Annotated in this window: 21 protein-coding genes; 12 read left to right on the top strand and 9 right to left on the bottom strand. The window is 65.7% G+C overall.

The features are described from left to right. Nucleotides 1–626 precede the first annotated feature (626 nt). Nucleotides 627–800, bottom strand: a complete 174-nt coding sequence (locus EH209_RS25240; RefSeq protein ID WP_449271906.1) for a hypothetical protein — start codon at nucleotides 798–800, stop codon at nucleotides 627–629. Nucleotides 801–1,013: 213 nt separating this feature from the next. Between EH209_RS25240 and EH209_RS01265 the strand changes: the two genes are divergently transcribed. From EH209_RS01265 to EH209_RS01245, 5 genes are all read left to right on the top strand, one after another. Beyond that, nucleotides 1,014–2,000, top strand: coding sequence for a beta-ribofuranosylaminobenzene 5'-phosphate synthase family protein (locus EH209_RS01265; RefSeq protein WP_126661187.1), 987 nt, complete (start codon nucleotides 1,014–1,016; stop codon nucleotides 1,998–2,000). Nucleotides 2,001–2,342: 342 nt separating this feature from the next. Beyond that, the gene (locus EH209_RS01260) at nucleotides 2,343–3,179 is read left to right on the top strand and encodes an RAD55 family ATPase (protein WP_126661186.1); all 837 of its coding nucleotides are present in this window, start codon (nucleotides 2,343–2,345) and stop codon (nucleotides 3,177–3,179) included. A gap of 80 nt (nucleotides 3,180–3,259) precedes the next feature. Continuing rightward, entirely contained in the window at nucleotides 3,260–4,123 is an 864-nt protein-coding gene (locus EH209_RS01255) for a hypothetical protein (protein WP_126661185.1), read from the top strand. Beyond that, nucleotides 4,120–4,668, top strand: a complete 549-nt coding sequence (locus EH209_RS01250; protein WP_249038725.1) for a hypothetical protein — start codon at nucleotides 4,120–4,122, stop codon at nucleotides 4,666–4,668. The genes EH209_RS01255 and EH209_RS01250 overlap by 4 nt, the downstream gene beginning before the upstream one ends. 56 nt (nucleotides 4,669–4,724) lie before the next feature. Beyond that, entirely contained in the window at nucleotides 4,725–5,054 is a 330-nt protein-coding gene (locus EH209_RS01245) for a transcription factor S (RefSeq protein ID WP_126661184.1), read from the top strand. Here the strand turns inward: EH209_RS01245 and EH209_RS01240 are convergent. Next, nucleotides 5,045–5,455 (bottom strand): DUF5518 domain-containing protein, encoded by a 411-nt coding sequence (locus tag EH209_RS01240; RefSeq protein WP_126661183.1) that lies wholly within the window; start codon nucleotides 5,453–5,455, stop codon nucleotides 5,045–5,047. The two genes, EH209_RS01245 and EH209_RS01240, sit on opposite strands and share 10 nt — an antisense overlap. Before the next feature lie 241 nt (nucleotides 5,456–5,696). Between EH209_RS01240 and EH209_RS01235 the strand changes: the two genes are divergently transcribed. After that, a complete protein-coding gene (locus EH209_RS01235; protein WP_126661182.1) occupies nucleotides 5,697–6,452 on the top strand; it encodes a cupredoxin domain-containing protein in 756 nt (251 codons plus the stop codon). Between the two features lie 92 nt (nucleotides 6,453–6,544). Here the strand turns inward: EH209_RS01235 and EH209_RS01230 are convergent, their stop codons facing one another. Continuing rightward, entirely contained in the window at nucleotides 6,545–7,879 is a 1,335-nt protein-coding gene (locus tag EH209_RS01230; protein WP_126661181.1) for a 4Fe-4S ferredoxin N-terminal domain-containing protein, read from the bottom strand. 270 nt (nucleotides 7,880–8,149) lie between these two features. On the opposite strand from EH209_RS01230, the gene EH209_RS01225 reads away from it, so the two are divergent. The 3 genes from EH209_RS01225 to EH209_RS01215 all read left to right on the top strand — a co-directional run bounded on the left by EH209_RS01225 (nucleotide 8,150) and on the right by EH209_RS01215 (nucleotide 11,437). Continuing rightward, nucleotides 8,150–8,575 (top strand): high-potential iron-sulfur protein, encoded by a 426-nt coding sequence (locus tag EH209_RS01225; RefSeq protein WP_126661180.1) that lies wholly within the window; start codon nucleotides 8,150–8,152, stop codon nucleotides 8,573–8,575. Between the two features lie 91 nt (nucleotides 8,576–8,666). After that, on the top strand, nucleotides 8,667–10,010 hold the full coding sequence (locus EH209_RS01220) for a DNA polymerase Y family protein (RefSeq protein WP_126661179.1): 1,344 nt from the start codon (nucleotides 8,667–8,669) through the stop codon (nucleotides 10,008–10,010). Between the two features lie 143 nt (nucleotides 10,011–10,153). Further along, entirely contained in the window at nucleotides 10,154–11,437 is a 1,284-nt protein-coding gene (locus EH209_RS01215) for a J domain-containing protein (protein ID WP_126661178.1), read from the top strand. Nucleotides 11,438–12,225: 788 nt separating this feature from the next. On the opposite strand, the gene EH209_RS01210 is transcribed toward EH209_RS01215, so the two are convergent. The 3 genes from EH209_RS01210 to EH209_RS01200 all read right to left on the bottom strand — a co-directional run bounded on the left by EH209_RS01210 (nucleotide 12,226) and on the right by EH209_RS01200 (nucleotide 15,212). After that, nucleotides 12,226–12,858, bottom strand: a complete 633-nt coding sequence (locus EH209_RS01210; protein ID WP_126661177.1) for a uracil-DNA glycosylase family protein — start codon at nucleotides 12,856–12,858, stop codon at nucleotides 12,226–12,228. Nucleotides 12,859–12,965: 107 nt separating this feature from the next. After that, nucleotides 12,966–14,282: a TIGR00341 family protein gene (locus EH209_RS01205; protein ID WP_126661176.1), complete on the bottom strand. Its 1,317-nt coding sequence runs from the start codon at nucleotides 14,280–14,282 to the stop codon at nucleotides 12,966–12,968. Between the two features lie 213 nt (nucleotides 14,283–14,495). Next, nucleotides 14,496–15,212 carry a helix-turn-helix domain-containing protein gene (locus tag EH209_RS01200; RefSeq protein WP_126661175.1) on the bottom strand — a complete coding sequence of 239 codons (717 nt, stop codon included), beginning with the start codon at nucleotides 15,210–15,212 and terminating at the stop codon, nucleotides 14,496–14,498. Between the two features lie 318 nt (nucleotides 15,213–15,530). Between EH209_RS01200 and EH209_RS01195 the strand changes: the two genes are divergently transcribed. Continuing rightward, on the top strand, nucleotides 15,531–16,022 hold the full coding sequence (locus EH209_RS01195; protein WP_126661174.1) for a metal-dependent hydrolase: 492 nt from the start codon (nucleotides 15,531–15,533) through the stop codon (nucleotides 16,020–16,022). Nucleotides 16,023–16,066: 44 nt separating this feature from the next. Here the strand turns inward: EH209_RS01195 and EH209_RS01190 are convergent, their stop codons facing one another. Further along, nucleotides 16,067–16,942, bottom strand: coding sequence for a cytochrome oxidase assembly protein (locus tag EH209_RS01190; protein ID WP_126661173.1), 876 nt, complete (start codon nucleotides 16,940–16,942; stop codon nucleotides 16,067–16,069). Between the two features lie 181 nt (nucleotides 16,943–17,123). Between EH209_RS01190 and EH209_RS01185 the strand changes: the two genes are divergently transcribed. Further along, a complete protein-coding gene (locus tag EH209_RS01185) occupies nucleotides 17,124–18,233 on the top strand; it encodes a M24 family metallopeptidase (RefSeq protein WP_126661172.1) in 1,110 nt (369 codons plus the stop codon). A 57-nt stretch (nucleotides 18,234–18,290) separates the two neighbouring features. Here EH209_RS01185 and EH209_RS01180 read toward each other — a convergent pair whose 3' ends face one another. Together EH209_RS01180 and EH209_RS01175 are read right to left on the bottom strand one after the other, a co-directional pair. Next, nucleotides 18,291–18,998 carry a helix-turn-helix domain-containing protein gene (locus tag EH209_RS01180; RefSeq protein WP_126661171.1) on the bottom strand — a complete coding sequence of 236 codons (708 nt, stop codon included), beginning with the start codon at nucleotides 18,996–18,998 and terminating at the stop codon, nucleotides 18,291–18,293. Between the two features lie 119 nt (nucleotides 18,999–19,117). Next, nucleotides 19,118–20,206 (bottom strand): glutamate--cysteine ligase, encoded by a 1,089-nt coding sequence (locus EH209_RS01175; RefSeq protein ID WP_126661170.1) that lies wholly within the window; start codon nucleotides 20,204–20,206, stop codon nucleotides 19,118–19,120. 338 nt (nucleotides 20,207–20,544) lie between these two features. On the opposite strand from EH209_RS01175, the gene EH209_RS24500 reads away from it, so the two are divergent. Next, the gene (locus tag EH209_RS24500; protein ID WP_249038724.1) at nucleotides 20,545–22,128 is read left to right on the top strand and encodes a short-chain fatty acid transporter; all 1,584 of its coding nucleotides are present in this window, start codon (nucleotides 20,545–20,547) and stop codon (nucleotides 22,126–22,128) included.

Below are 22,128 nucleotides of genomic sequence, written 5' to 3'. Positions count from 1 at the left end.
TAGGGTTTCGAGATCCCATATAGAGGTGTCAGGTTCTACAGGTAGTTGATTCTCTACCAACTGTGAGGAATAAACAACGTCCGTTTGGTGTAGAGATCCTCTATATTCAGCACGCAATTTCTGCTATCTTCCAGACAGATCAGTCGCCGCTCCGTTACCTACTTGACCTGTATGTAATACTCGCCGAGGTCAACATAATCGGTACGCGGGCCATTCTATGACACCCTCCTGTTTTCTTTTTCCAGTGATAGAGTAACTTCACCAGCCGTTGGTTTTATTCACAAAAGAAGATCCGAATTATGGGGGTTGGGGACTCGTGTATGATACACCCTGTGAATGGATTATTCGAAGATGAAGTGTGAGTTCTTCTCTATGAGGGGCTACGAATTCACAGCTCGGGCAGGTGTACTCTTGTTGATTGGGCATCCTTACTTCGGATGATTCTGAACTCAGTAGTAGTCCAGAATTCGTGGTTTCACCGGAAGACTGGGACATCATTATCACACTTGGAGCTTAGTCATATGTCTGCTTCTAGGAGGATTGTGTATTGGTCTATATCAGTACTGAACGGTATAGACCATAGACCGTGTCATACGAACTGAACGACCGATAGAAGGAGAGTTTGGCTAGCAGTAGTAGACCCAGAATGTATGTTCGTTCGAACAGTCGATTTCCGTGTGCTCGCCGAACGCGGCGACATACGGACTAACTTTCAGCTCCACGTCCTGTTCTGGGACTGGAACGCTACTGTTCTCCCCGCATTTCGGACACGCGACTTCTCGAGTTTCTTGGATTTGCATCAGCACTGATCATGTACTCTACGTCACGAGTGGTAATGAATGACACCCGTCTTTATTTGATAGACTCGCGGTCACTATATTCCCTGTACTGAGCGCCACATTCACCAGAGACATTGAAGAATGAATCAGTGTTACTGTCTGTCAATACCGCCTGCGACGACAGTCGTTGCCAGCGTCGAAACCCCCTTCCCGGGGGCCTTCCTACGGCCGGGCATGACGACCGCGACCGTCAGCGCTGGAGCGCGACTCCACGTCGGCTTCCAGAACCTCTCGCTCGCTCGCAGACGACTCTACGGTGGGATCGGCGTCGGACTCGAGGAGCCCCGCGTGACGGTCACCGCCGAACCTGCCGACAGCGTCGAGAGCGACGATCCGCTGGGCCGGGAGTACGCCGCCCGCGCCGTCGAGGCCCTCGACGTTCCGGGAGTCGCGGTCACGCTCGAGGAGCGGCTGCCCCGCCACGTCGGCCTCGGCAGCGGGACCCAACTGGCCCTCTCGGTCCTCGCCGCGACGGCGCGGGCCCACGGCCTCGCGCCCTCGACTCGAGCCCTCGCGCCGGCGATGGGACGGGGCGGACGCAGCGGCGTCGGCGTCGCGACCTTCGAGGACGGCGGCTTCGTCGTCGACGCCGGCCATCCGACCAACCGCTTTACCACCGAACCACCGGCGGAAGGCGACTGGACGGTGCCCCCGGTCGTCGCCCGCCACGACCTCCCCGAGGATTGGCGCTTCCTCGTCGCGGTTCCCGACGCCGACCCCGGCCGCAGCGGCGACGACGAGGACGCGAGCATGCGCGCCGTCGTCGAGCGCGCCGACCCCGCCGTCGCGGACGAGATCGCCGGCGTCGTCACCCGCAAATTGCTGCCCGCCGCCGCGGAGGGCCGCCTCGAGTCCTTCGGCGAGGCGGTCGCCGAGATCGGCCGCAAGAACGGCGCCTGGTACGCCGACGCACAGGGCGGCGTCTTCCGCCCGCCAGCGGGCACGCTCGTCGAGGCGCTCGAGGACTGCCCGGTGCTGTCGGGCATCGGCCAGTCGTCGTGGGGCCCCGTCGTCTACGGCGTGACCGACCGCAGCCACGCCGCCGAGGCCGAATTGGCGGCTCGAGACGCGCTGGACGATAACGGACTCGAGGGGCGCGTTATTCTGTCGAAGCCGGCTTCAGAGGGGGCTCGAGTGCTGTCCGATAGCAAGCGATTGTAACCCGCTCGAGTAGTTCTGCAGCGGCGCACGCTGTCGATCATGGCCGAGCGACGCGAGGTGTGACCGACGGGAGCACCCCGACTGTGAATAGCGCGGGACCGACGGTCCCGCGAACCATACGAACGGGCGCGGAGCGCCCGTGAGTAGACGGGGAACGGAGTGACCCGTGACGATAGTGAGGGCTGATCGATACCGTCGTGCGAGGGATGAGCGAGTAAAACGAGCGAATCGGTTGGGGGGAGTGGCCACTCCCCAGGCAGCGTTCTCTCCGAAGTCACGCCGTCGAGGGCAGCCTGACGAACTGCCACAACGCGTAAGCGGGTCCGTTCCAACGGAACGGGTATGAAACGGCTGCCCCTCGGAATCTCGAGGCTCGACCGGATGATCAGCGGGGGCGCACCCGCCGGCAGCGTCGTGTTGCTCGCGGGTGAGGCCGGGGCCGGCGCGCGGGAGTTCGCCTACACGAGCGCGGTGTTGAACGGTCTCGCGGGCTCGGCGCCCGGCGAGTTCGATCGTTACTACGGCGACCTCGAGTCGGGGACCGAACTCCCCGACGCGGTCCACTACATCTCGTTTACGGACGAACGGGCCGCGATCACCGACGAGATGGGGCTGGTCATGGACGGCGACCTCGTCGACGCGGGGATGGACGGCGTCTCCGTCGTCGAACTCGCGGAGTCGTACTTCCAGCTGACGCCGGTACCGACGGACTGGTACGCCGAGCGCGCGACCGACATCACCGAACTCGGGAAGCGGACCGATCGCAGCGGCGTCCTCGAGGCGCTGGGCGAGTACCTGACCGAGCACGCGGCGGGGAGCCTCGTCGTCGTCGACTCCGTGACCGACCTCGTCGCGACGGCCGACGACCGGCTGGCCTGGGCCGATCTGACGGTCCTGCTGAAGGGGCTCAAACGCGCCGCCCACCGCTGGGGCGGCGTCATCCTGCTGCTGGTCAACGCGGAGGCCCTCGAACCAACTGAGCTGGGGCGCCTGAAGGAGGCCACTGACGGGACCCTGCTGTTCGAGTGGGAGAGCGGCGGCTCCGAGCGCGCGCGAACCCTCGTCGTCGAACAGTTCCGCGGGGTTCTCTCGCGACTCGAGGACGAGGACATCGTCCGGTTCGAGACGGCGATCAACGACAGCGGATTCGACATCAGTAACGTTCGAAAAATCCGCTAATAGACCCTCTACCGTGCGTATCGAACGGTGAGTCCGAACCAACCCTTAAGCCCGCTTCGACCGAACCGTAGATCGAACAAATGTCGAGCGAAGACGACGGCGGCATCTCGTTCGCCCCACCCGGCGAGGTCGATGACTGGCTCGCCCGGGAGGCCAGCCGGCGCGGCGAGAGCCGCGACGACGTCTGCCGTCGTCTGGTTACGGCGGCCCACGCCGTCGCGACCGACGACGACATCGAGCCGAGCGATCTCGACGACCTCACTGCCGTCCAGGCCCGGATCGACGCCCAGCGCGACGAGTTTATGGAATTACTCGAGGACGTCCGGAGTCGCGTCGTCCAGGTCAAACGTGAGACCGACGCCAAGGCGCCCGCCGACCACGACCACGCCGACCACGTCGGCGAGGACGAGTTCGCAGCCATCCGGGAGGAACTCGAGACCCTCGAGGCGATCGTCGACGATGGCTTCGAGAACTTCGAGGCCGTCCTCGAGTCCCTCGTCGACGAGACGGCGGCGCTCGACGACCGGACGACCGCGCTGGCCAACGCCGTGCTGGACCTCCGCGACCGCCGGGACGCCGTCGCCGAACGGGAGCGTCACCGGGCGGCGGCCGATCGGCTCAAACGAGCGGCCAACCAGCTCGGAATTCGCACCGCCGTCTGCGACGCCTGCGACGCCGCGGTCGACCTCGCGCTGTTGACCGAGCCGGCCTGTCCCCACTGCTCGACGGCGATCACGGACGTCGCCGAGAAGACCTCGTTCTTCGGCTCCCATACGCTCGTGACCGGCGAACCGCCGGCTCTCGAGGGACGGGTCGACGCCGGCGACGACGCGCCGTCGTCGGCGGAACCGATCTTCGACGCGCTCGAGGCGGATCCGACGGACCGCGACGACTCGGACACGACATCCGTCCTCGACTTCGAGTCGGAGGAAACGGTCCGATGACCGACGATACGCCGGACGACAAGGCGGACGAGACGGAGCGGGCCGACTCGAGTCGGACGGACGACCTCGAGCCGATCCGGCTAGACGAACTCGAGTCCGACCGGTCGATCGAATTCGAGGCGGACGCCGCGGGCGGTTCGACCTCCTCTGAATCCGACGACACCAACCGAACCGGTCCCCTCGGCGACTTGGCCACCGCGGTCGACGAGCGGCAGGGCGCGGCCGGAGACGACGCCGACCCCGACGGGATCGACTTCGACGAACTGTTCGACCGCGAGAACGTCGCGGCGCTCGACCGCGACCGACTCTGGGAGCGCCTCGAGAACGACGATGCTCCAGCAGCGTCCCCTCGCGACGAGGAGCGAGAGATCCGCGAAATCGAGACGGACGGCTACTGCCATCAGTGCGAACACTTCGCGTCGCCGCCGACCGTCGCGTGTACCCGCGAGGGAACCGACATCCTCGATATGCCTGCGCTGGATCGGTTCCGGGTTGCCGACTGCCCGGTCGTCTTGGAGGACGAAGCGCTCGAGGGTCGCGAGTAATCGCCCGCGGGCCCGCGAGAGGTGCACTTTTCCTGCTCGATCCGCTACACCCGGTTATGCAGTTCTGCGACGATTGCGGCTCGATGATGAAAGCTCAGGGCGATCGCATGGTCTGTACGAACGACGACTGCGGCGCCGCGAGCGAACGCGACCACGAGCAGGAGGACGCGTTCATCACCACCGAGTCCCAGACCGACGACGACGTGATCGAGTCCGACGAGAACGCCAACTTCGAGGGGAAGCCGAAGGCGACGGACGTGGTCTGCGACGAGTGCGAGAACCAGGAGGCGTGGTACACCCTCAAACAGACCGCCTCGGCCGACGAACCGCCGACGCGCTTTTTCAAGTGTACCGAGTGCGGGCACCGCTGGCGCGGCTACAACTGAGTCCGCGATCCGAATTCGCTCTCGAGGACGGTCCCGATCACCGCGCCGACGATACTCAGGGCGAGGGTGTACGCCGCGATGCCCAGCAGGAAGAGGACGATCACGGCCCCGAAGCCGCCCGGTCCCAGAATCCCGAGAAACCAGAGCGCGACCAGCCCGAACAGCAGTTTCGGGACGAGCATGACGAGCCCCGCGAGCGCGCCGACCCGAAGTCCCTCGTCGGTCCCGCCGCCCTCGAGGTAGCCGGCGACGGCCCCGCCGAGAACGGTCGATCCCGGGAGGAACGACAGCACGATCCCGACGCCGCCGCCGAGCAGGGCGTTGACGATCCGGTTCGAATCCGAGCTCGCGTCCGAGTCCGTCCCGTAGGTGTCGATCGGTGGCGGCGTGTCGGAGTCCATACCGCGCGATACTGTTGCTGAGACAAAAAGTGTTCGCCGACGATACGATCGCGGGGGTTCGAGCGCGGACCCGCGGTCGCGCCGCTCGACGACCCCGTCGGACCGCCCGCCGGGTGCGGATTTCGACCCGCGAACCGACGCGGGAGTAATCTCCAACTGGCGATGACGGTTTCTCCACAAGAACCGTTTGTCAGCGCAATATCACCTCATAACTAATCCGGAATGGGGGCAGGTGGCCGCTATGGATCGCAGACAGATCCTCAAGGCGGCTGGTGTAACGTCGACGATTCCCCTCGCGTCCGGACTCGGCGCCGCGCGCAGTGGTGAGCACGAGAAGGCCGACGGTTCCGACCGCGGACAGGCGCGACGGGAGTGCGCTCAACCGCAGTGTATCCACCCGGTGCTCGGCTACTCGGGCCTCGAGGGCGAAGAGCAGGTGCCGGCGCCGCTACAACCCCAGTACGAGGTCGATCTGATCACGAGACCACCGAATGCGGAATCGGAGCGGCCGCTGCCGGAGTTCTTCTTCCAGCCGACCGGGCTGGCCGTCGAGCCCGGCGACGTGGTGCGCTTCAATCTGGAAACGCCCGACCACACCGTCACCGCGTATCATCCGCAGCTCGGCCGGCAACGCCGCGTTCCCGAAGGGGTCCCGGCGTTCTCGTCGCCGGTGCTGGGCACGGGAACGTTCTGGCTCTACCGCTTCGATCAGCCGGGCGTCTACGACGTCCTGTGTGCGCCCCACGAGATCTTCGGGATGGTCGCGCGGATCGTCGTCGGCGACCCGCCGGCCGAACCGGCGTTTGGTCCGTCGGGGCCGGTCGAAATGGGTGGCGAGGAAATCGAGCTTCGACCGCCGGCACTCACCGCGGGGCTGGTGTATGAGGATCCGCTGTTGGAGCCGTCGACGATCGCAGAGCGGGGGAGCGTGAGCTGGGACGAGCTCGCTCCGGAGAGCAAAGAGGTGCTGCTCGAGTTCCCCGAAGACGGAGAGTAGTCGACTCGAGACGCGATACCGGGCCGGTATCGCGCCGTCCCGCCGCGGCTCGTCCCGTCTATTTCACCGCTCGAGTGCGCTTCGAGCGCCGCTCAGTCGGGCAGCTCGAACCCGACGGTCCCCTGCTCGAGGACGTCCTTTCGGGTGTCCACGTGGCCGACCGCTTCGTAGTCGATCGGTCCGTCGACCTGGTGGGCATCGGCGCCCGGTTCGTCTCCGATATAAACGACGTTCGGGTCGGTCCCGACGTCCTCGAGGAGCCGGAACGTCGACTCGGCGGTGCCGGCCTCCGCCCGAACGAGCGTTCGCGCCTCCCGTTCGGTCAGCCCGTCGTCGCCTTCGGACGGATCCGTCTCGCCGGTGAGGACGGCGATCGCTTCCTGCAGTTCGTCCTCGGGCGGGTTCTGCGCTCGCACGCGAGCCAGTTCGGGATCCTCGAGGTACTGTCGCGTGTCGCTTTCGGGATCATTCATATCGCCGAACTGGATCGCCTCGGGCGGACAGGCGTCCTCGCAGGCGGTCCTGCCGACGAATTCCTCGCCCTTGGTGCCGTCCTGGCGGGTCGCACAGAACGTACACTTCTCCATGACGCCCCGCGGCGCGCGGCTCCCGACCGGCCGACCGCGAGCGTCGTAGACGTGATCGTCCTCGAGTTCGTCCGCCGAGACGCCCGGATCGTCCCACTGGAAGTAGTTGACGCCGTAGGGACAGGCGACCTGACAGTACCGACAACCGATGCAGACGTCGTAGTCGGTCAGCACGAGGCCGTCGCTGTCCCGGGTGTGACGGGCGGTCGTCGGACAGACCTTCTCGCACGGCGCGTCCGTACAGTGCTGGCAGGGTCGAATGAGCCGGTTGTGGCCGTCGGACGCACTGTCCTCGTAGTCGAGGATGTACATCCAGTTGGCCCCCCGTTCCCAGTTGTGTTCCTCGGCGCAGGCGACGACGCAGGAGAGGCAGCCGTCGCACTGCTCGAGGTCGAGCACCATCCCCCACTGCGTCCCCGCGTCGTCACCCTCGGGTGCTTCCGCCTCGGTCGCCGACGGCGCCGGATCGTCGTCCGCCGTCGCGGCCCACGCACTGAGTCCGACGGCTCCCGCCCCGGCGCCGACCTTGCGCATCACGCTGCGACGCGATTCTTCGTCGACGCCGAACGGCGAATCCGTCCCCGCGTCGCGCCCGTCGTCCGGCCGCTCGAGCGGTCGATCGTCCTCGCCGAACTCCGCGACCACGGCCTCGTGGTACCGATCGTAGAACTCGGCTTCCGAGAGCTCTCCCGCCGTGACTCGTTGGGCGTCCCGCGCCATCTCGAGCCCGAGTTCCGTATCGTGCTCGGCGTCCTCGAGCATCCGTTCGAGCTCCGTCCGTCGGTCACCCTCGGGCCATCGGCTCGGCCTGTCGTCGGTTGCGTTCTCGTTGTCACCCATCGTAGCCACCCACCGTTGGTGAATTTCGATCACGTCCCGTGCTAGCTAATAACACAAATAACGACTCGCGATGGAATAATGGACGCCCTTGTACTCGCCGGGGCGTCGAGACGGGGCGGCGATTTGTTCGAGGGAGGGGACGGTATCGCACGGGGTTCGGGTCCGTCTCGAGCGCGGTGTCGGACCCGAAGGGTCGGAACCGTCCGGCGCGACGGAATGTCTGAATCGCCGCACACCGGACTTTTGATGTGGTAACACATAGCAAATAGTATGGCAGATGAGGAATCAGGGGAGTCGCGACGCCGGGTGCTTCGGGCCACGGGATGCGGGTCGGCGATCGCGCTCGCCGGGTGCGTGTCCGTGGGCGAAGACACCAGTCAGGAAGCCGGTGAACCGGCGCGCGACCGACCGGCCGACTGGTGTTTCGACCGGTTAGACGATACCGTCCCGGACGTGGAGGCGAACGCGGTGAGTATCGACGGGGTCGAGCGGAAGTCGGAGGGCGAGTTGACGTCGAAGGAGGAAGCGAGCTACCAGTGCGGGCCCGCGGACGGGAACCACTGCGGCACCTGTACGTACTACATCGACGACCGCGACGGCGACGCAGTCGGGGCGTGTACCGAAGTTGCGGGCGAGGTCCGGTCGGCGGACTGGTGTGCGCTTTGGGCGCCGAGGGAGGAGATCCAGGACGAGTAACCGCGACCGGCGACTGCGGGTCGCCGATCGGACGACGGCCGAGCGCGGACACAACGTTCACAACGATTCGCGCGAACCCCCCAGTAGACGAATGTCCGATGGGCCGCGGCTGCCAGGCGTCGAGGCGGACGAGGACGAGGAGGACCGCATCGTCTGTCACGTCGACGCCGACTGCTTCTACGCCTCCTGCGAGCGACTGCGCGAGCCCGAACTACGGGGCGAACCCGTCGTCGTCGGCATGGGCTACGAACCCGGCGAGACCATCGGCGCCGTCGCCACCGCCAGCTACGAGGCCCGCGAATTCGGCGTCGAGAGCGCCCAGGCCATCTCGACGGCCCTCGAGAACCTGCCCCGTCGAGCAGCGCTCGAGGCGGACGCCGCGGACCACGACCCCGATCTCACCCGCGAGGAAACCGGGTTCTACCGCCCCGTCGATATGGACTACTACGAGTCGGTCGCGAGCGAGGTCCGCGAGATCCTCCACGACTGCGCCGACGTCGTCCGGGAGGTGAGCATCGACGAGGCCTACCTCGACGTCACCGAGCGCACTGCCTGGGAGGTCGCCGACGGCTTCGCCCGCCACGTTACGGACCGAATCCGCCGGGAGGTCGGCGTCACCGTCAGCGTCGGCGTCGCGCCGACGATGAGCGCGGCCAAGATCGCCAGCGACTTCGACAAGCCCGACGGCCTTACGGCCGTCCGCCCCGGGGAGGTACGGGAGTTTCTGGCCCCGCTCGAGGTCGACCTGCTCCACGGCGTCGGCCCCGTCACGGCCCGCAAGTTACGGGAGATGGGCCTCGAGACCGCGGCCGACGTCGCCGCGGCCGATCCGGAGCCGCTGGTCGAGGCGTTCGGCGAGCGCGGTCGAGAGCTGTACGACCGCGCCCGCGGCGACGACGACCGCCGGGTCAAGCCGAAGGGCGAACCCAAGAGCTTCTCGCGGGAATCGGCCTTTGCCGATCCCGTCTCGGAACCCGAGCCGAAGTACGAGCAGATCGAGACGCTCGCGTCGGCGGTCGCCGACCGCGCACGGCGCGAGGGGGCGCTGTACCGCACCGTCGGCATCAAGGCCGTCCTGCCGCCGTACGACGTCAACACGCGCGCGAAGTCCCTCTCCGGGCCGGTCGACGACCCCGACCTCGTCGAACGAATCGCTCGCGATCTCTTCGCCGAGTTCGAAACCGATCCCGTCCGTAAGGTCGGCGTCCGCGTCGCCAACCTCGAGTTCGCGGCCGCCGATCAGGCCAGCCTCGACGGCTGGGAGCGACGCGCCGACGAGCAGCGCACCGACGGCGGCGGGGCGACCGACGACGACTCGAGCGACGAATCCGAATCGACGCCCGATTCGAACGACGGCGACGAACCGGCGCCGCCGGACGCCTCCCGAGACCTCGAAGACGGACAGTCCTCGCTGACCGATTTCGCGAATCGGTGAACGTCACCAGTTCAGATAGGTCACCGCAGCCGAAATAATCAATTAGGTGGAGCGACGAGAGATACCATCCTGCACCGAACGACACGATAATTATATGCCGAGCCGACAACTCACATCAGATAACACGATCCCGTGACTCTCACATGACTGAGGATTTCTACGACCTTCTCGATATTCCTGACGACGCCTCCCAGGACGAGATCAAGACCGCCTACCGCGAGCAGGTGCGCGTCTACCACCCTGACCACAACGATGACGACCGGGCTCGAGCGCAGTTCACGGCGGTCAAGAAAGCCCACGACATCCTCGGGGATCCAGTCGAGCGCCAGGCCTACGACCGCCTCGGTCACGAGGACTACGTCGCGAAACGAACCAGCGGCCTCCCCTCGGCGGACGTCTGGCGGTCGAGCGACTCGGACGACGGGACGTCAGACGCCGACGAGGAACCGGAGCGGGCGACGGCGACTGCGGGTGCGGGCGCGTCGACGGCCGGAACGAGCGGATCGACGTCGACGACGAACTCGCGCTCGAGCACCGGCTCGAGTTCGGGCACCGCCTCGAGCGCGACTGGATCGACCGCGAGCGCGGGCGCGACGTCGAGTTCGAGCACCGCGGGAACGAGCGGGACGACCGGAACCGGTTCGACCGGGACGAGAACAGCGGGCCGAACGACGACGGGAACGACGAGGACCGCGGGAACGTCTCAATCGAACGCCGACGCGACCGCGGAGTCCGAACCCGGCGGGTTCGGCGACAACGCTGTCGTCCGCTGGTGGCGCCGCCAGAACTTTTCCCTGCCGCTGATCTGGCTGTCGGTCTTCGTCTACCTCTCCGGACTCGGCCACTTCGCGTCCGCCAACCGGTCGGCCCTCGAGACCCTGCGAGCCAAACTGGCCGCCGCCGGCACCGATCCCGACGCCCTCGTGACGACGCTCTCGAGCGGGCGCTACGGGATCGACTCGAGCGTCGCGTATCTGATGGCGTTCGAGCTCGTCGCACCGCCGCTCGTGGAGCCGCTGTGGTACGCCGCGCTGGCCGGTGCGGTCGGCCTGACGCTCCTGACGTTGCTCGGCGTGCGCGCCTACCGGGACGGCGACACGTGGGGGCCGGTGTCGATCGACGAGACGATCGTGGTCGCGCTCGCGGTCACCGCGACGACCGTCCTCGTCGGCGGGCCGCTGCTGGCCGGCGCGGTGCTCATGCCGATGCTGTTCGCCGTGATCGTCCGCCACACCCGGCGTGGTCCCGGCTGGAAACCGTCGTACCTGTACGTCGTTCCCGTGCTCGCCCCGCTGGTCGGCTTCGGGCTCGCGGCCGCGGACGCGGCGACGCTAGGGAGCGATCTCGCGGTGCTCGTCGTCCTGCCGATCGTCGGCGGCCTGGGACTGCCGCTGCGGGCGACGATCCGGAAGCACTTCGGCTGGTGACTCGAGCGGTCGATCCGTTCGCTCGAGTACCGACGTGCGAACCGTTCCGTTCCTCGGTCGATTTTGTTGCAGTCGCTTTCGCACGAGGTGCTGGGACAGCGATTCGGTCCGAGAGCGTCGGTCAATCGCCGGACGGAGAGATGGAATTACTAACAGTGGATATAGCGCGATTTTCGTTATGCAGCAATACAACTGAAGCTCAATCGGCCGGTAACTACGTATGCTTACTGAGCACGGGCTGCGGTATCCCTTATTCTCGAATTCAAGTTACCTATTGTCTATTATCAGAAAGAGTAATTATTTGTAATTATAAAATTGAAATATTGTATCGAGTCCTATGAATAGACTGAATCTGACTCAGACCGACCAAAGGAAAATCGGCGCTGTAATCGTTAGTATGACAGTTTGGTTCTCCATTTTTGAGATATTCTTCAGTCTGATAGGACGAGTTGACCAACCAATTACTCCTCCGTTTCTCGAATTCTATGCAATATCTGGTTTTGTTTGGTCACTTCCAATGATTGTGGTGTATATTGCAGCTAAGGATAAGACTCCATAAAATATGTCCAACAATCAATACGTCAATATTATCAATATCTCTGTGCTGGATTTGCCCTACATTGACCGATGCATGAGTTCCCTATACTGACCGCGATTTTCACGGTCGACGTTGAATAACGAAATCGTATTCCCAACTACTGCTAACGCAAGGAGCAACAGCGAAACTGCAGCGAACACCGTTTTCGAGGATGTCCTGGTCCGAATTCGCAAGCGCCCGAAGGTCTGCCTCAGCCGACCAGCGTCGCGACGCCCTTCGTCTGGCGGTAATCGCGTCCCAGGATCGCCTCGAGCCGCGCGACGATCGCTTCGTCGTCGGTGTCTTCCCACTCGGTCGGCTCCCGAATCGGGACGATCAGGAAGCCGCGGCCGCGGATCTCGGTGGCGTGGAGGACGGCCATATCGAGGTCGATCCGGTGCCGTTGCGTGGTGTACTCCCGGAGGACGTGATCGGTCGCCCGCTCGCCGACCGGCAGCAGAATGTGGGCGTTGATCGCCCGGAGTTCGGCGTCGAAGAACCGCTCGAGGTCGGCGTAGGATTCGTCGCTCGGCGTCTCTCCGGGCGGCAGACAGCACATGTGGATGTAGCTGCAGTAGAGGTTCTCGAGGTCGGGTCGATCGAACGGGCCGCCGGCGAAGTCGACCGCGCGAGCGACCTCCTGAATCGCGACGCCGGACTCGGTTTCGGTGAACGGCACGCCGGTCGACCGCCCGCCGTGGACATCGGGGTGGTCGCCGATTAGGTGGAAGTCGGCGTTGGCGTCGCCGTAGCCGAAGACGGCGGTCCGCTCGTCGGGCCCGGTCCGATCGAACGGCGGTCGTAGTCCGAACGGGTTGCTCGTCCGCTCTGTGACGTTCTTCACGCCTATCGAAAGCTCATCGAGAGGCTTAACCGCCCCGATTACTCGCAGTCGATGCCGCAGGCTCGATCTCGGGAGCGAGCGTTCCTCGCGGCGCGAGCGCATCGAATCTATCCCCGCGGAATGTAGTAGACGACCACCTCGGCGCGGTGGGCGTCGACGAGCGGCCCGGTCGGCAGGTGAAACGCCGACTCGGCGCGGATGCTCCCTCGGGATTCGATCTCGTTGCCGATCCGCGGCGGCTCGGTGCCGACCGGATAGCCGACCCGAACGACGACGCGTTCCGGCTGGCGGAGCGGGACCGGATCGGTGTACTCGACCGTGACGTCGATGAGCGTGAGTTCGGCGTATTCGGGCGAATCAAGAACGGCCGCCACGTCCTCGTTGATGTTCTTCTCGTAGACCCCAGTCCGGTAGGTGTCGTAGGTCACGGCGCCGAGAAATCCCGAAAGGACGACGATCGTAACCGCGAGTGCGACGGCGCGTTTCCTCGTGGCGACGCGAGCTTCGTCCTGTTGGAACCAGCTGTCCGGCCGATACCCCTTGTACCAGAGCACGGCGAGACTGGTGATGTTGATCGTGAAGATGTTGACGAGGACGAGGACGCCCGCGGCGAGCGCGACCTCCGGGAGCCCCCATGCGAGACCGATGCCGACGACACCCAGTGGCGGAACGAGCGCTGCAGCGATCATGACGCCGACGAGGGCGGCTGACGTGCCGGCGGTGAGCGTCCACGCCCCCGCGACGCCGGCACCGGCCGCGATGACGAGCGAGAGCATATCGGGGGTGAGACGGCCCTGAATCTCCGATATTTCGAAGATGTCGAGCATCGGTGAGACAAGTCCGGTCGTCCGAGCGACGAACGCGAAGGCGGCGGCGGTGACGACGCCGACGCCGAGCCCGAGCGCCTGAAGCTTGATCCCGCGCCGGAACAGCGCGCGGTCGTTGATGACCGTGCCGACGCTCGCGCCGAGCGCGGGACCGATCAGCGGTGCGATCACCATCGATCCGACGACAACCGCCGGCGAATCGAGTAGCAGACCGGCGGTCGCGACGAGCACGCTCATAATCGTCATGACGAGATACGTGCTGAACCGAGGGGTGAGGTCCTTCGCTTGGGACTGCAGCTCCTCGCGAGAGATCCGTGCGGTGTTCTGGGCGTATCGCTGTTCGAGTTCGTCGTACCGTTCGGAGACGACGGTTTCCGCCTCGACGATCACGGTGTAGGAATCCTCGTCGAGTCCCGCGTCCCGGAGTTCATCGAGGACGGATTCGACCGCGGGCGCGGGTAACGGGAACGTGATGACGACCGAGGGTTCGTCGCGGCTCTGCTCCTCGACGAGAGTGAAATCGAGACCTTCGTTCTCGAGCGTCTCCTCGACGGTTTCGCGCTGTTGCTTCGGAATAAGTACTTCCACGAGCCGCATGGGATCACGTCCATCATACCGTGGATAAACGTTCGTCCTCCCGCCGGCCGCAGCGACGAGGAACTCGAGAGGAGATCGGAGACCGCTGCACCCCTGCAGACGCGGATGTGGACGTCCCTGAACGCCTGCTTCACGACGATCCGAACCGAAGAACCCGCGTTCCGCCGATGCGACAGCGGCGGCGAGACGGCCGCCGCCCGCTCGAGTTGCGAGTCACGGATCCGACTGCGTTTCGACCTCGAGTTCGTCGTCCAATCGACGCGAGAGAGACGCCGTTTCGTCGTCGGTATCGACGGCGATTGTCGAGCCGATGAGCGCCGCGAGGCCGCGACGCAGCCGCTGTGAGACCGCCGAGTCGGACACGTCGAGCCGGTCGCCCAGTTCGACCAGCGTGGTTCGCCGCGGGACGTCGAAGTAGCCGGCCTCGTAGGCGGCGACCAGCAGTTCCCGCTGGGCCGTCGTCAATCCGAACCCGCGGTCGACGCTCGGTTCGTCCGTCTCGTGGAGGCGGACGAGTTCGATCGAGATATCCCGCTCGAGGCAACTGCTATAGAAGGCCGATAGGTCCTCGGAGGACGGAAACCAGAGGCGGAACGTCCAGCGGGTCTCCGTGCCGACAGCGCTCGTGACGATCACGTCGCGCTCGCAGATCGTCTCGAGGACGCCGTCGACCCGATCGTTCCACGCGATCTTGACGAGGACGTGATCGTCGATTTCGTCGACGATCGAGACGGCGGCGACCGTCCGTTCGGACTCGAGGGTGGCGACGATCGAGTCGGCGACGTCGGCCGGCGCCCAGAAGTACGGGACGACCGACTCGCTGGTCGGGACCGTCGTCTCGACGGTCAGCGTCACGTCCTCGTCCATGTCGAGCAGCGACCCGAGGGGGAACTCCGCCGCCGGGACCACGACCGTCGCGACGAGACTCATCGTTCGCTCCGCACCGTTACCGGCGGGCCGACGCGGCCGGTACGGTCCCGTCGTCGAACTCGATTCGGCTGCCTCGATGCGCTCGCCGTCCGTCCGGTAGCAGGGTACATGGAGGGATCGTCGGTGAAACATCCACAGGTGCTTACAAGAATTGGCGGGTTTGCTATCGAAGTAGTTTAAGTGACGGCAGCTATCTGATGGCGGCTCGAGGCGATTAGCGGACGAATCCGTCGGTCGCGATCGAACCTGTCCGAAAACAGCGGACGGGAGCCCCCGCAGCGGTGTGTTTATTGTTCGTCACGGAATGTCACTGAATATATGTATCAGGTCGGCCATTACGGGACGGCGCTGCTGGCGTACGCGCCGCTTGGCACCGCCGTCGCCCTCGGCGGACACGAGACGGCGGCGATACTCGGCGCGCTCGCCTGTGTCGCGCTCTCGACGCTCCCTGATTGCGACCAGAAAGTGCCGCTCGTCGAGCACCGCGGCCCGACCCACTCGCTGGCGTTCGCCCTGTTAGTCGGCGCCGGGCTCGCCGGGATCGCCGCGACGTTCGCCGGCGCCGGTTCCCCCCTTCTCGGCGCCGGCCTCGTCGGCTTCGCCTTCCTCGTCGGCGCGCTCTCGATCTGCTCGCACCTCTTCGCGGACGCGCTGACGCCGATGGGGATCCGTCCCCTCTGGCCCCTCTCGAGTCGCCGCTACACGCTCGCGGTGACCCGGACGGCGAACCCGCTGGCCAACTACGTTCTGTTGAGCCTCGGGGTCGCGGCGGTACTCGCGGGCACGGGAATCGTCGCGACGCTCGGCTGACGGCGTAGTGAGGCGACGAACGGCAGAACGAATTGTGAACGCCGTTATCGGGACGCCGGCGTCCGCGACGTCCTCGAGGCGCGGCGCGTCAGACCGACGCCCGCGAGGAACGCGACGAAGAGCAGTCCGGCGCCGACGGTGTAGAGGGTTTCGAACGCGGGGTTGACGGCCTGTCGGCCAAGGTAGGCGACGGCGAGTGCGAGCACCGCCGTCGCGCTCAGGAACGCGGTCAGCCGCCTCTCGTCGAACCGGCGGCGACCGATGATCGTGGCGACGATGACGGACGCGAGGATGACGAGCGTGACGCCGTACTGGAACATCTGCATCGACGGTCCATACGTCGTGACGTCGCTGATCACCGTCGGACTGATCACCACGTGGGCCGGGAGCGCGACGGCACCCACCACGAGCGCGCCGGTGACGTGATCCGCCGTCAGCCGCGGCGCCCAGACGAGGACGGTCGCGACGGTAAACACCACGAAGATCGAGATCGCGGTCCAGAAGTGGAGTCCGAGAATGTCCATCGTGTACGTCGTGACGGTTTCGCGACCGAGGATGACCTGAATCGGCGTCAGCACCAGTCCAGCGACGACGAGCCCGGCGACGCGGCGGTCGACGTCCGGCAAGCGCACGGCGGCGATGGCCGTCCCGATGATCGCGAAGCCGGCGAACATGGCGACGAAGCGGTGGAACCACTCGTAGAAACTCGGGAGGTTCGCCGGGAACAGGTTGTACGGGCCGGCGTCACACTGGGGCCAGTTAGCCTGGCAGGCTAGCCCCGACCCGGTCGCCTTCGCGGCGATGCCGAGCAGGATCGTCGCCGCGACCATCACGAGCGTCACCGCGAGCAGATGCGGAAAGCCGAACCGTTCGATCAGCGGACGAACTACCGGACGAGAGGTCTGACTGTTGGTCGACACGGACGTTCGACGATGGCTTAGGACGGCCCGTACTTAGGTTACCCGAGTCGTTCTTACCGCGCTGGAATCGGGCCGCTGACCCCCGACCCCATCCGATTTACGGCGCCAGCCGAAGGACGTTCGCCGCAGCCGACGGCTTCGCGTTCGCCGCATTCAAGAGTCGGCCACGCCAGCACTCGACATGGAGAAACGCGAGCGCCTCGAGACCTACCTCGAGTCGAACGACCTCGATTCAGTCTGGTTCGCCCGGCCGAACTCGTTCGCCTGGCTGACCGGGGGGAACAACGTCGTCGACCGCGAGACCGACGCCGGCGTCGCCGCCGTCGGCTACGACGGGACGACCCTCCGAATCGTGACGGACACCATCGAAGCCGATCGGATCACCGACGAGGAGTTGCCGGATCTCGACGCCGACGAAATCTCGATCGAACAGTTCCCGTGGCACGACTCGTCGCTCGAAGCGGCCATCGCGGCCCGCGTCGGCTCCGACGAACGGGCCGCCGCGGACGTCGACGTGCCGGGCGTAGAGCGCGTCGATCCGACGCCGCTCCGGCAGCCGTTGACGAAACAGGACCGCGAGCGCTACCGGCGGCTGGGACAGGAGACGGCCGCCGCCGTCGAGTCGGTCTGTCGGGAACTCCGGGCCGTGGACACGGAACACGAGGTCGCGTCGGCCCTACGGGTCGCCCTCTCGGCCCGCGATGTCGAGGCGCCCGTTGTCCTCGTCGGCGGTGCCGAACGCGCCCAGCAGTACCGCCACTACACGCCGACCGAGGCCGAACTCGGCGACTACGCGCTCGTCTCGGTGACGACCCAGCGGGCCGGCCTCCACGCGAGCTGTACTCGGACAGTCGCCTTCGACCCGCCGTCGTGGCTCGAGGAGCGACACGCGACCGCGGCCCGCGTCGAGACGACGGCGCTGGCGGCGACGCGAGCGGCGGCTGGCGACGGAAACGCGGGGACGGCCGGCGACGTCTTCGCGGCGATTCGGGACGCCTACGACGCGCTCGGCTACGCGGGCGAGTGGGAGAAGCACCATCAGGGCGGCGCCGCCGGCTTCGCCGGCCGGGAGTGGATCGCGACGCCCGACCACGAGGCCCCGGTGACGTCGCCGATGGCCTACGCCTGGAATCCGACCGTCGAGGGCGCGAAAAGCGAGGATACCCACCTCGTTACCGCCGACGAGGTCGAGTCGCTGACGGACACGGACAACTGGCCGACGACGACCGCCAGCGCCGTCGAGTTCGAACTGGAACTCGAGCGGCCGGCCGTGCTGACGCTCGAGGACTGAGCCGAGAAATCGAGAGAACTGGGGCGACGAGTGGCCGGCGACGGTTTCGCGGCGACGTTACTCCTCGGGGCCGGGATCAGACGACGACTCGGTCGCGTCATCCTCGTCGGCTGGGTCGGCCGAGTCGGCGTCGCGTCCCGCGGCGGTGGTGTCGTCGGAACCCGAGCGCGACGTCTCGGACGCGCCGTTCGCGGCGGGCTCCGGCGGTTCGGTGTCGTCGACGGTGATCGTCACCGGTTCGTTGCCGCCCTCGAGACCGGGATCGGACGCACCGTGGCGATCGAGGAGTCGATCGAGTGTGAAGATGGTGTTCAGTTCCTGTTGGACCTGATCGACGACGCCGCCGACGAGTTCGCTCGGCTGAATGGCCGTGTACTCGTAGGGGTTGTTGCCGGCGCCCTCGCTGGCGCGTTTCTCCCGGTTCACGCGCTCCTCCTCGTGGAGTTCTGCGAGAGCCTCTCGAACCGTGCTCGGATAGAGGCCGGTCCCCGTGGCGACCTCCTCGGAGGTGCTGCCCGGATTGGCCAGCAGGTAGACGTAGATCTTCGCGCGGGTCTCCGTATCGAGGATCCACGAGAGCAGATCGACGATCCGGCCGTCGACCTCCTCGACGGCGGCCGTTCGATCGCCCTCGTCTCGAGGCTCAGCCGGATCGTCCGCGCCGGACTCGAGGGGCGATTCGTCGAACTGATCGTCCGATTCGTCGCGCTGCGGGCGGCCGCTCCCGTCGCCTCCCCGACGCTCGTCGGTGTCATCTGAAGCCATATATCCTCTCGTCCGGGACGAGGCTTCCCACAGGGGTAAACCTTTGCGGGAATCAGTATCACGAACTGTTTCCGGTCGATACGAACGGCCGAATCAGGCAAAGACTGGCGGCGGCGCACTCACTCGGTTCCGAGCAGCAGCGACTCGCAGAGGGCGTCGGGACCCTCCTCCTCGAGCAGGCGCCGCTGTCGTTCGGCGCCGCTGTCGCGCTCGTAGACGCGCTTGATGCCGTTGATCCCCAGGCGCTCGCACTCGCGGTCGACGAGTTCGCCGAGATCGATCGTCCCCTCCATCTCGCGGTCGATGAGGCTGGCCTCGTGGCCGTGGCGGATCGCCCGCCACTTGTTCTCGTCGAGCAGTTCGCGCCGGTGGTCCCGGCCGTAGCCGTCGGCGCCGTCCTCGTACTCCTCGGCAAGCGCTTCCACGAGGGCGTGGGCGTACTCGACGAACGCGAGGATGATTTCGGGATCGGCCTGTCCGTCGGGCGTCCGCAGTTCGACGGTCCCGTGGGCGGTGTGGGGCCGCACGTCGTACCAGAGTTCGCCGCGGTCGCGGATCGACTCGGTCTCGAGCATCCGGCGTTCGAACCGGTCGAAGGCCTCGTAGTCCTCGAAGTAGGTCGGCATCCCCGTGTTCGGCAGCGCCTCGAAGATCTTCGCGCGAGCCGACTGGAGCCCGGTGTCGTACCCGTTCCAGTACGGCGAGTTCGCGGAGAGCGCGAGGATGATCGGGACGAACCAGCGCAGTTCGTTGGCGATCCAGACCGCCTTATCGGCGTCGTCGACGCCGACGTGGACGTGGACACCCGCCGTCGTGTTCCGGTGTTGCGGGTACTGGATGCGGTCGAGTTGCGACCGGTACCGCGGCTTTTCGGCGTGTTCGAGTTCCTGCCACTTTGCCAGCGGATGCAGCCCCGCCGCGGCGATCCGGTAGCCGTGGTCGGTTGCGTGATCGACCAGCGCCCGTCGAATCTCGAGCAGCGTCTCTCGGGCGTCGGCGGGATCCTCGATCAGCGGCGTCTGGGTCTCGATGACGAACTTGAACAGTTCGTGATCGAGCCGTCCCTCGAGGATCTCGGGCGGGTCGTACTCGTAGACGAGATCGTCGGTGCCGCTCGTGGGGCGACCGTCGTCGTCGACGACGAAACACTCCTCTTCAATCCCCAGCGTGCCCATGCGCGTAAACGAATCCCGGGACCCGCGTTCCATCGTCTGCCGTTTTCGACCGCGACGGTAAATACCGTTTGGACTCGGCAGCGCGGTGACGGCGACCGGATCGAACGGTCGTCGTCGCAGGCTCGAGCACCCGATCGGTAGTCGAAATCCGACCGGACGTCTCGCAGATTAGGACAGTTTTCGACGGCCGGTATCCGACCAAAGCAGTCGGTTTTCGTGATGGTCTCAAGTTGTTTTGGCAGTTCACTTATCGGTCTGGTTCTGGTCTCCCTGTAGACAGCTATGGTACCGAAAGCGAACGGTCCGCCGCAGCGACCGGTTCGGGTGCACCGTCTGGGACCGCAATCGCTGTCCCCGAGCGGAGGGGGATCATGAGCGTGGCCTCGAGCGAGAAGGGCGCGGTCCGTCGCTTTTTCACCGGACTCGGCGAATTCTCGAGCAGGCTCGTCCGGCGCTATCTCCCCGACGCGTTCATCTTCGCGCTCCTGTTGACGTTTCTGACGATGGGTATCGCGGTCCTGGTCACCGATACGGGACCCGCCGACGTCGCGACCCACTGGGGAGCGGGCTTCTGGGAGGTCGTCACGTTCTCGACGCAGGCGACGCTAGCGCTTTTGACCGGCTGGGCGCTGGCGGATTCCCCGCCGGTCAAACGCGGACTTCGGCGGGTCGCGGCGATCCCGAGCAGCCAGACGGGAGCAATCGTCGTCGTCGCATTTTGCAGTCAGTTGCTCGGGCTGTTTCACTGGGGCGTCGTGTTGATCGCCGGCGCGATCCTCGCCCGCGAGGTCGGCATCGCGATGGCCGAGAAGGACGTCGACGTCCACTATCCGCTGCTGGTCGCGGCCGCCTACGCGGGGCTGCTCCCATGGCACCAGGGCCTCTCCGCGGCCTCGCTGTTGCTCGTCGCGACGGACGGCCACTTCGCCGAGGAGAGCATGGGCGTCATCCCCGTCTCCGAGACGATCTTCCACCCATTCAACCTCGCGCTGGTCACGGCGACCGTCGCCGTCGTCGTGGTGCTCATGCCGCTGATGGCGCCCGACGAGGAACATATCAAGACGGTCCCCGAGGAGAAGCTGCGGCAGGCGCGCGGCGAGGTGATGACTGATGGGGGTGAGAGATCCGAAGGATCTCGATCCTCGTCAGACCGACGGTCTGACGTAGTTGAGGCGAGCGAAGCGAGTCGAAGCTCATCAGAACCTCGTTCTGATGTAGGTGAGCCGAGTGAAACGAGGCGAACGTCGGAATACCGTTCCGACGGTGGGATGACCGCGACCACCGACGCGCGGCCACACCGCCTGCACGAATCGCGACCGAAGGAACTTCTGCTCGATAGCACGGCGCTCTGCGTCGGAGTCGGACTGCTGATCTGGACGTATCTGGGCTACCTGTTCGTGACGGAGCCGTTCATGGACGTCCTGAACATCAACATCCTCATTTCGGCGATGTTCGGCCTCGGCTTCCTCGCGCACGCGTCGCTTCGCAGCTACATCGAGGTCTTCCACGAGGCGATCCGCGGGGCCAGCCAAATCATCATCCAGTTCCAGTTCTACGGCGGGATCATGAGCATCATGGTCTTCTCCGGGCTGGCCGAGTTGATCGCCGAGACGGCCGCCGCCTACGCGACGGAGACGACGTGGTATCTGATGGTGTTCGTCTCCGGCGGCATCGTCAACTTCTTCGTCCCCTCCGGCGGCGGCCAGTGGACGGTGATGGGCGAGATCTACGCCTCGGCCACCCAGTCGATCCCGGGAACGCAGATGAACCACATGATGATCGCCTTCGCGATGGGCGACCAGTGGACCAACATGGTCCAGCCGTTCTGGGCCATCCCGGTGCTCGGCATCGCCGGACTGACCATTCGGGACATGATGGGCTACGTCGTCGTGCTGTTCGTCTTCTCCGGCATCGTGATGGGAGCCGGGGCAGTCCTGATGGGGGTCGTCGGGTGA

The organism is Haloterrigena salifodinae, assembly GCF_003977755.1.
Lineage (GTDB): Archaea > Halobacteriota > Halobacteria > Halobacteriales > Natrialbaceae > Haloterrigena > Haloterrigena salifodinae.
The sequence above is the reverse complement of the archived record's forward strand: the minus strand, read 5'-3'. Positions and strand labels throughout refer to the sequence as shown.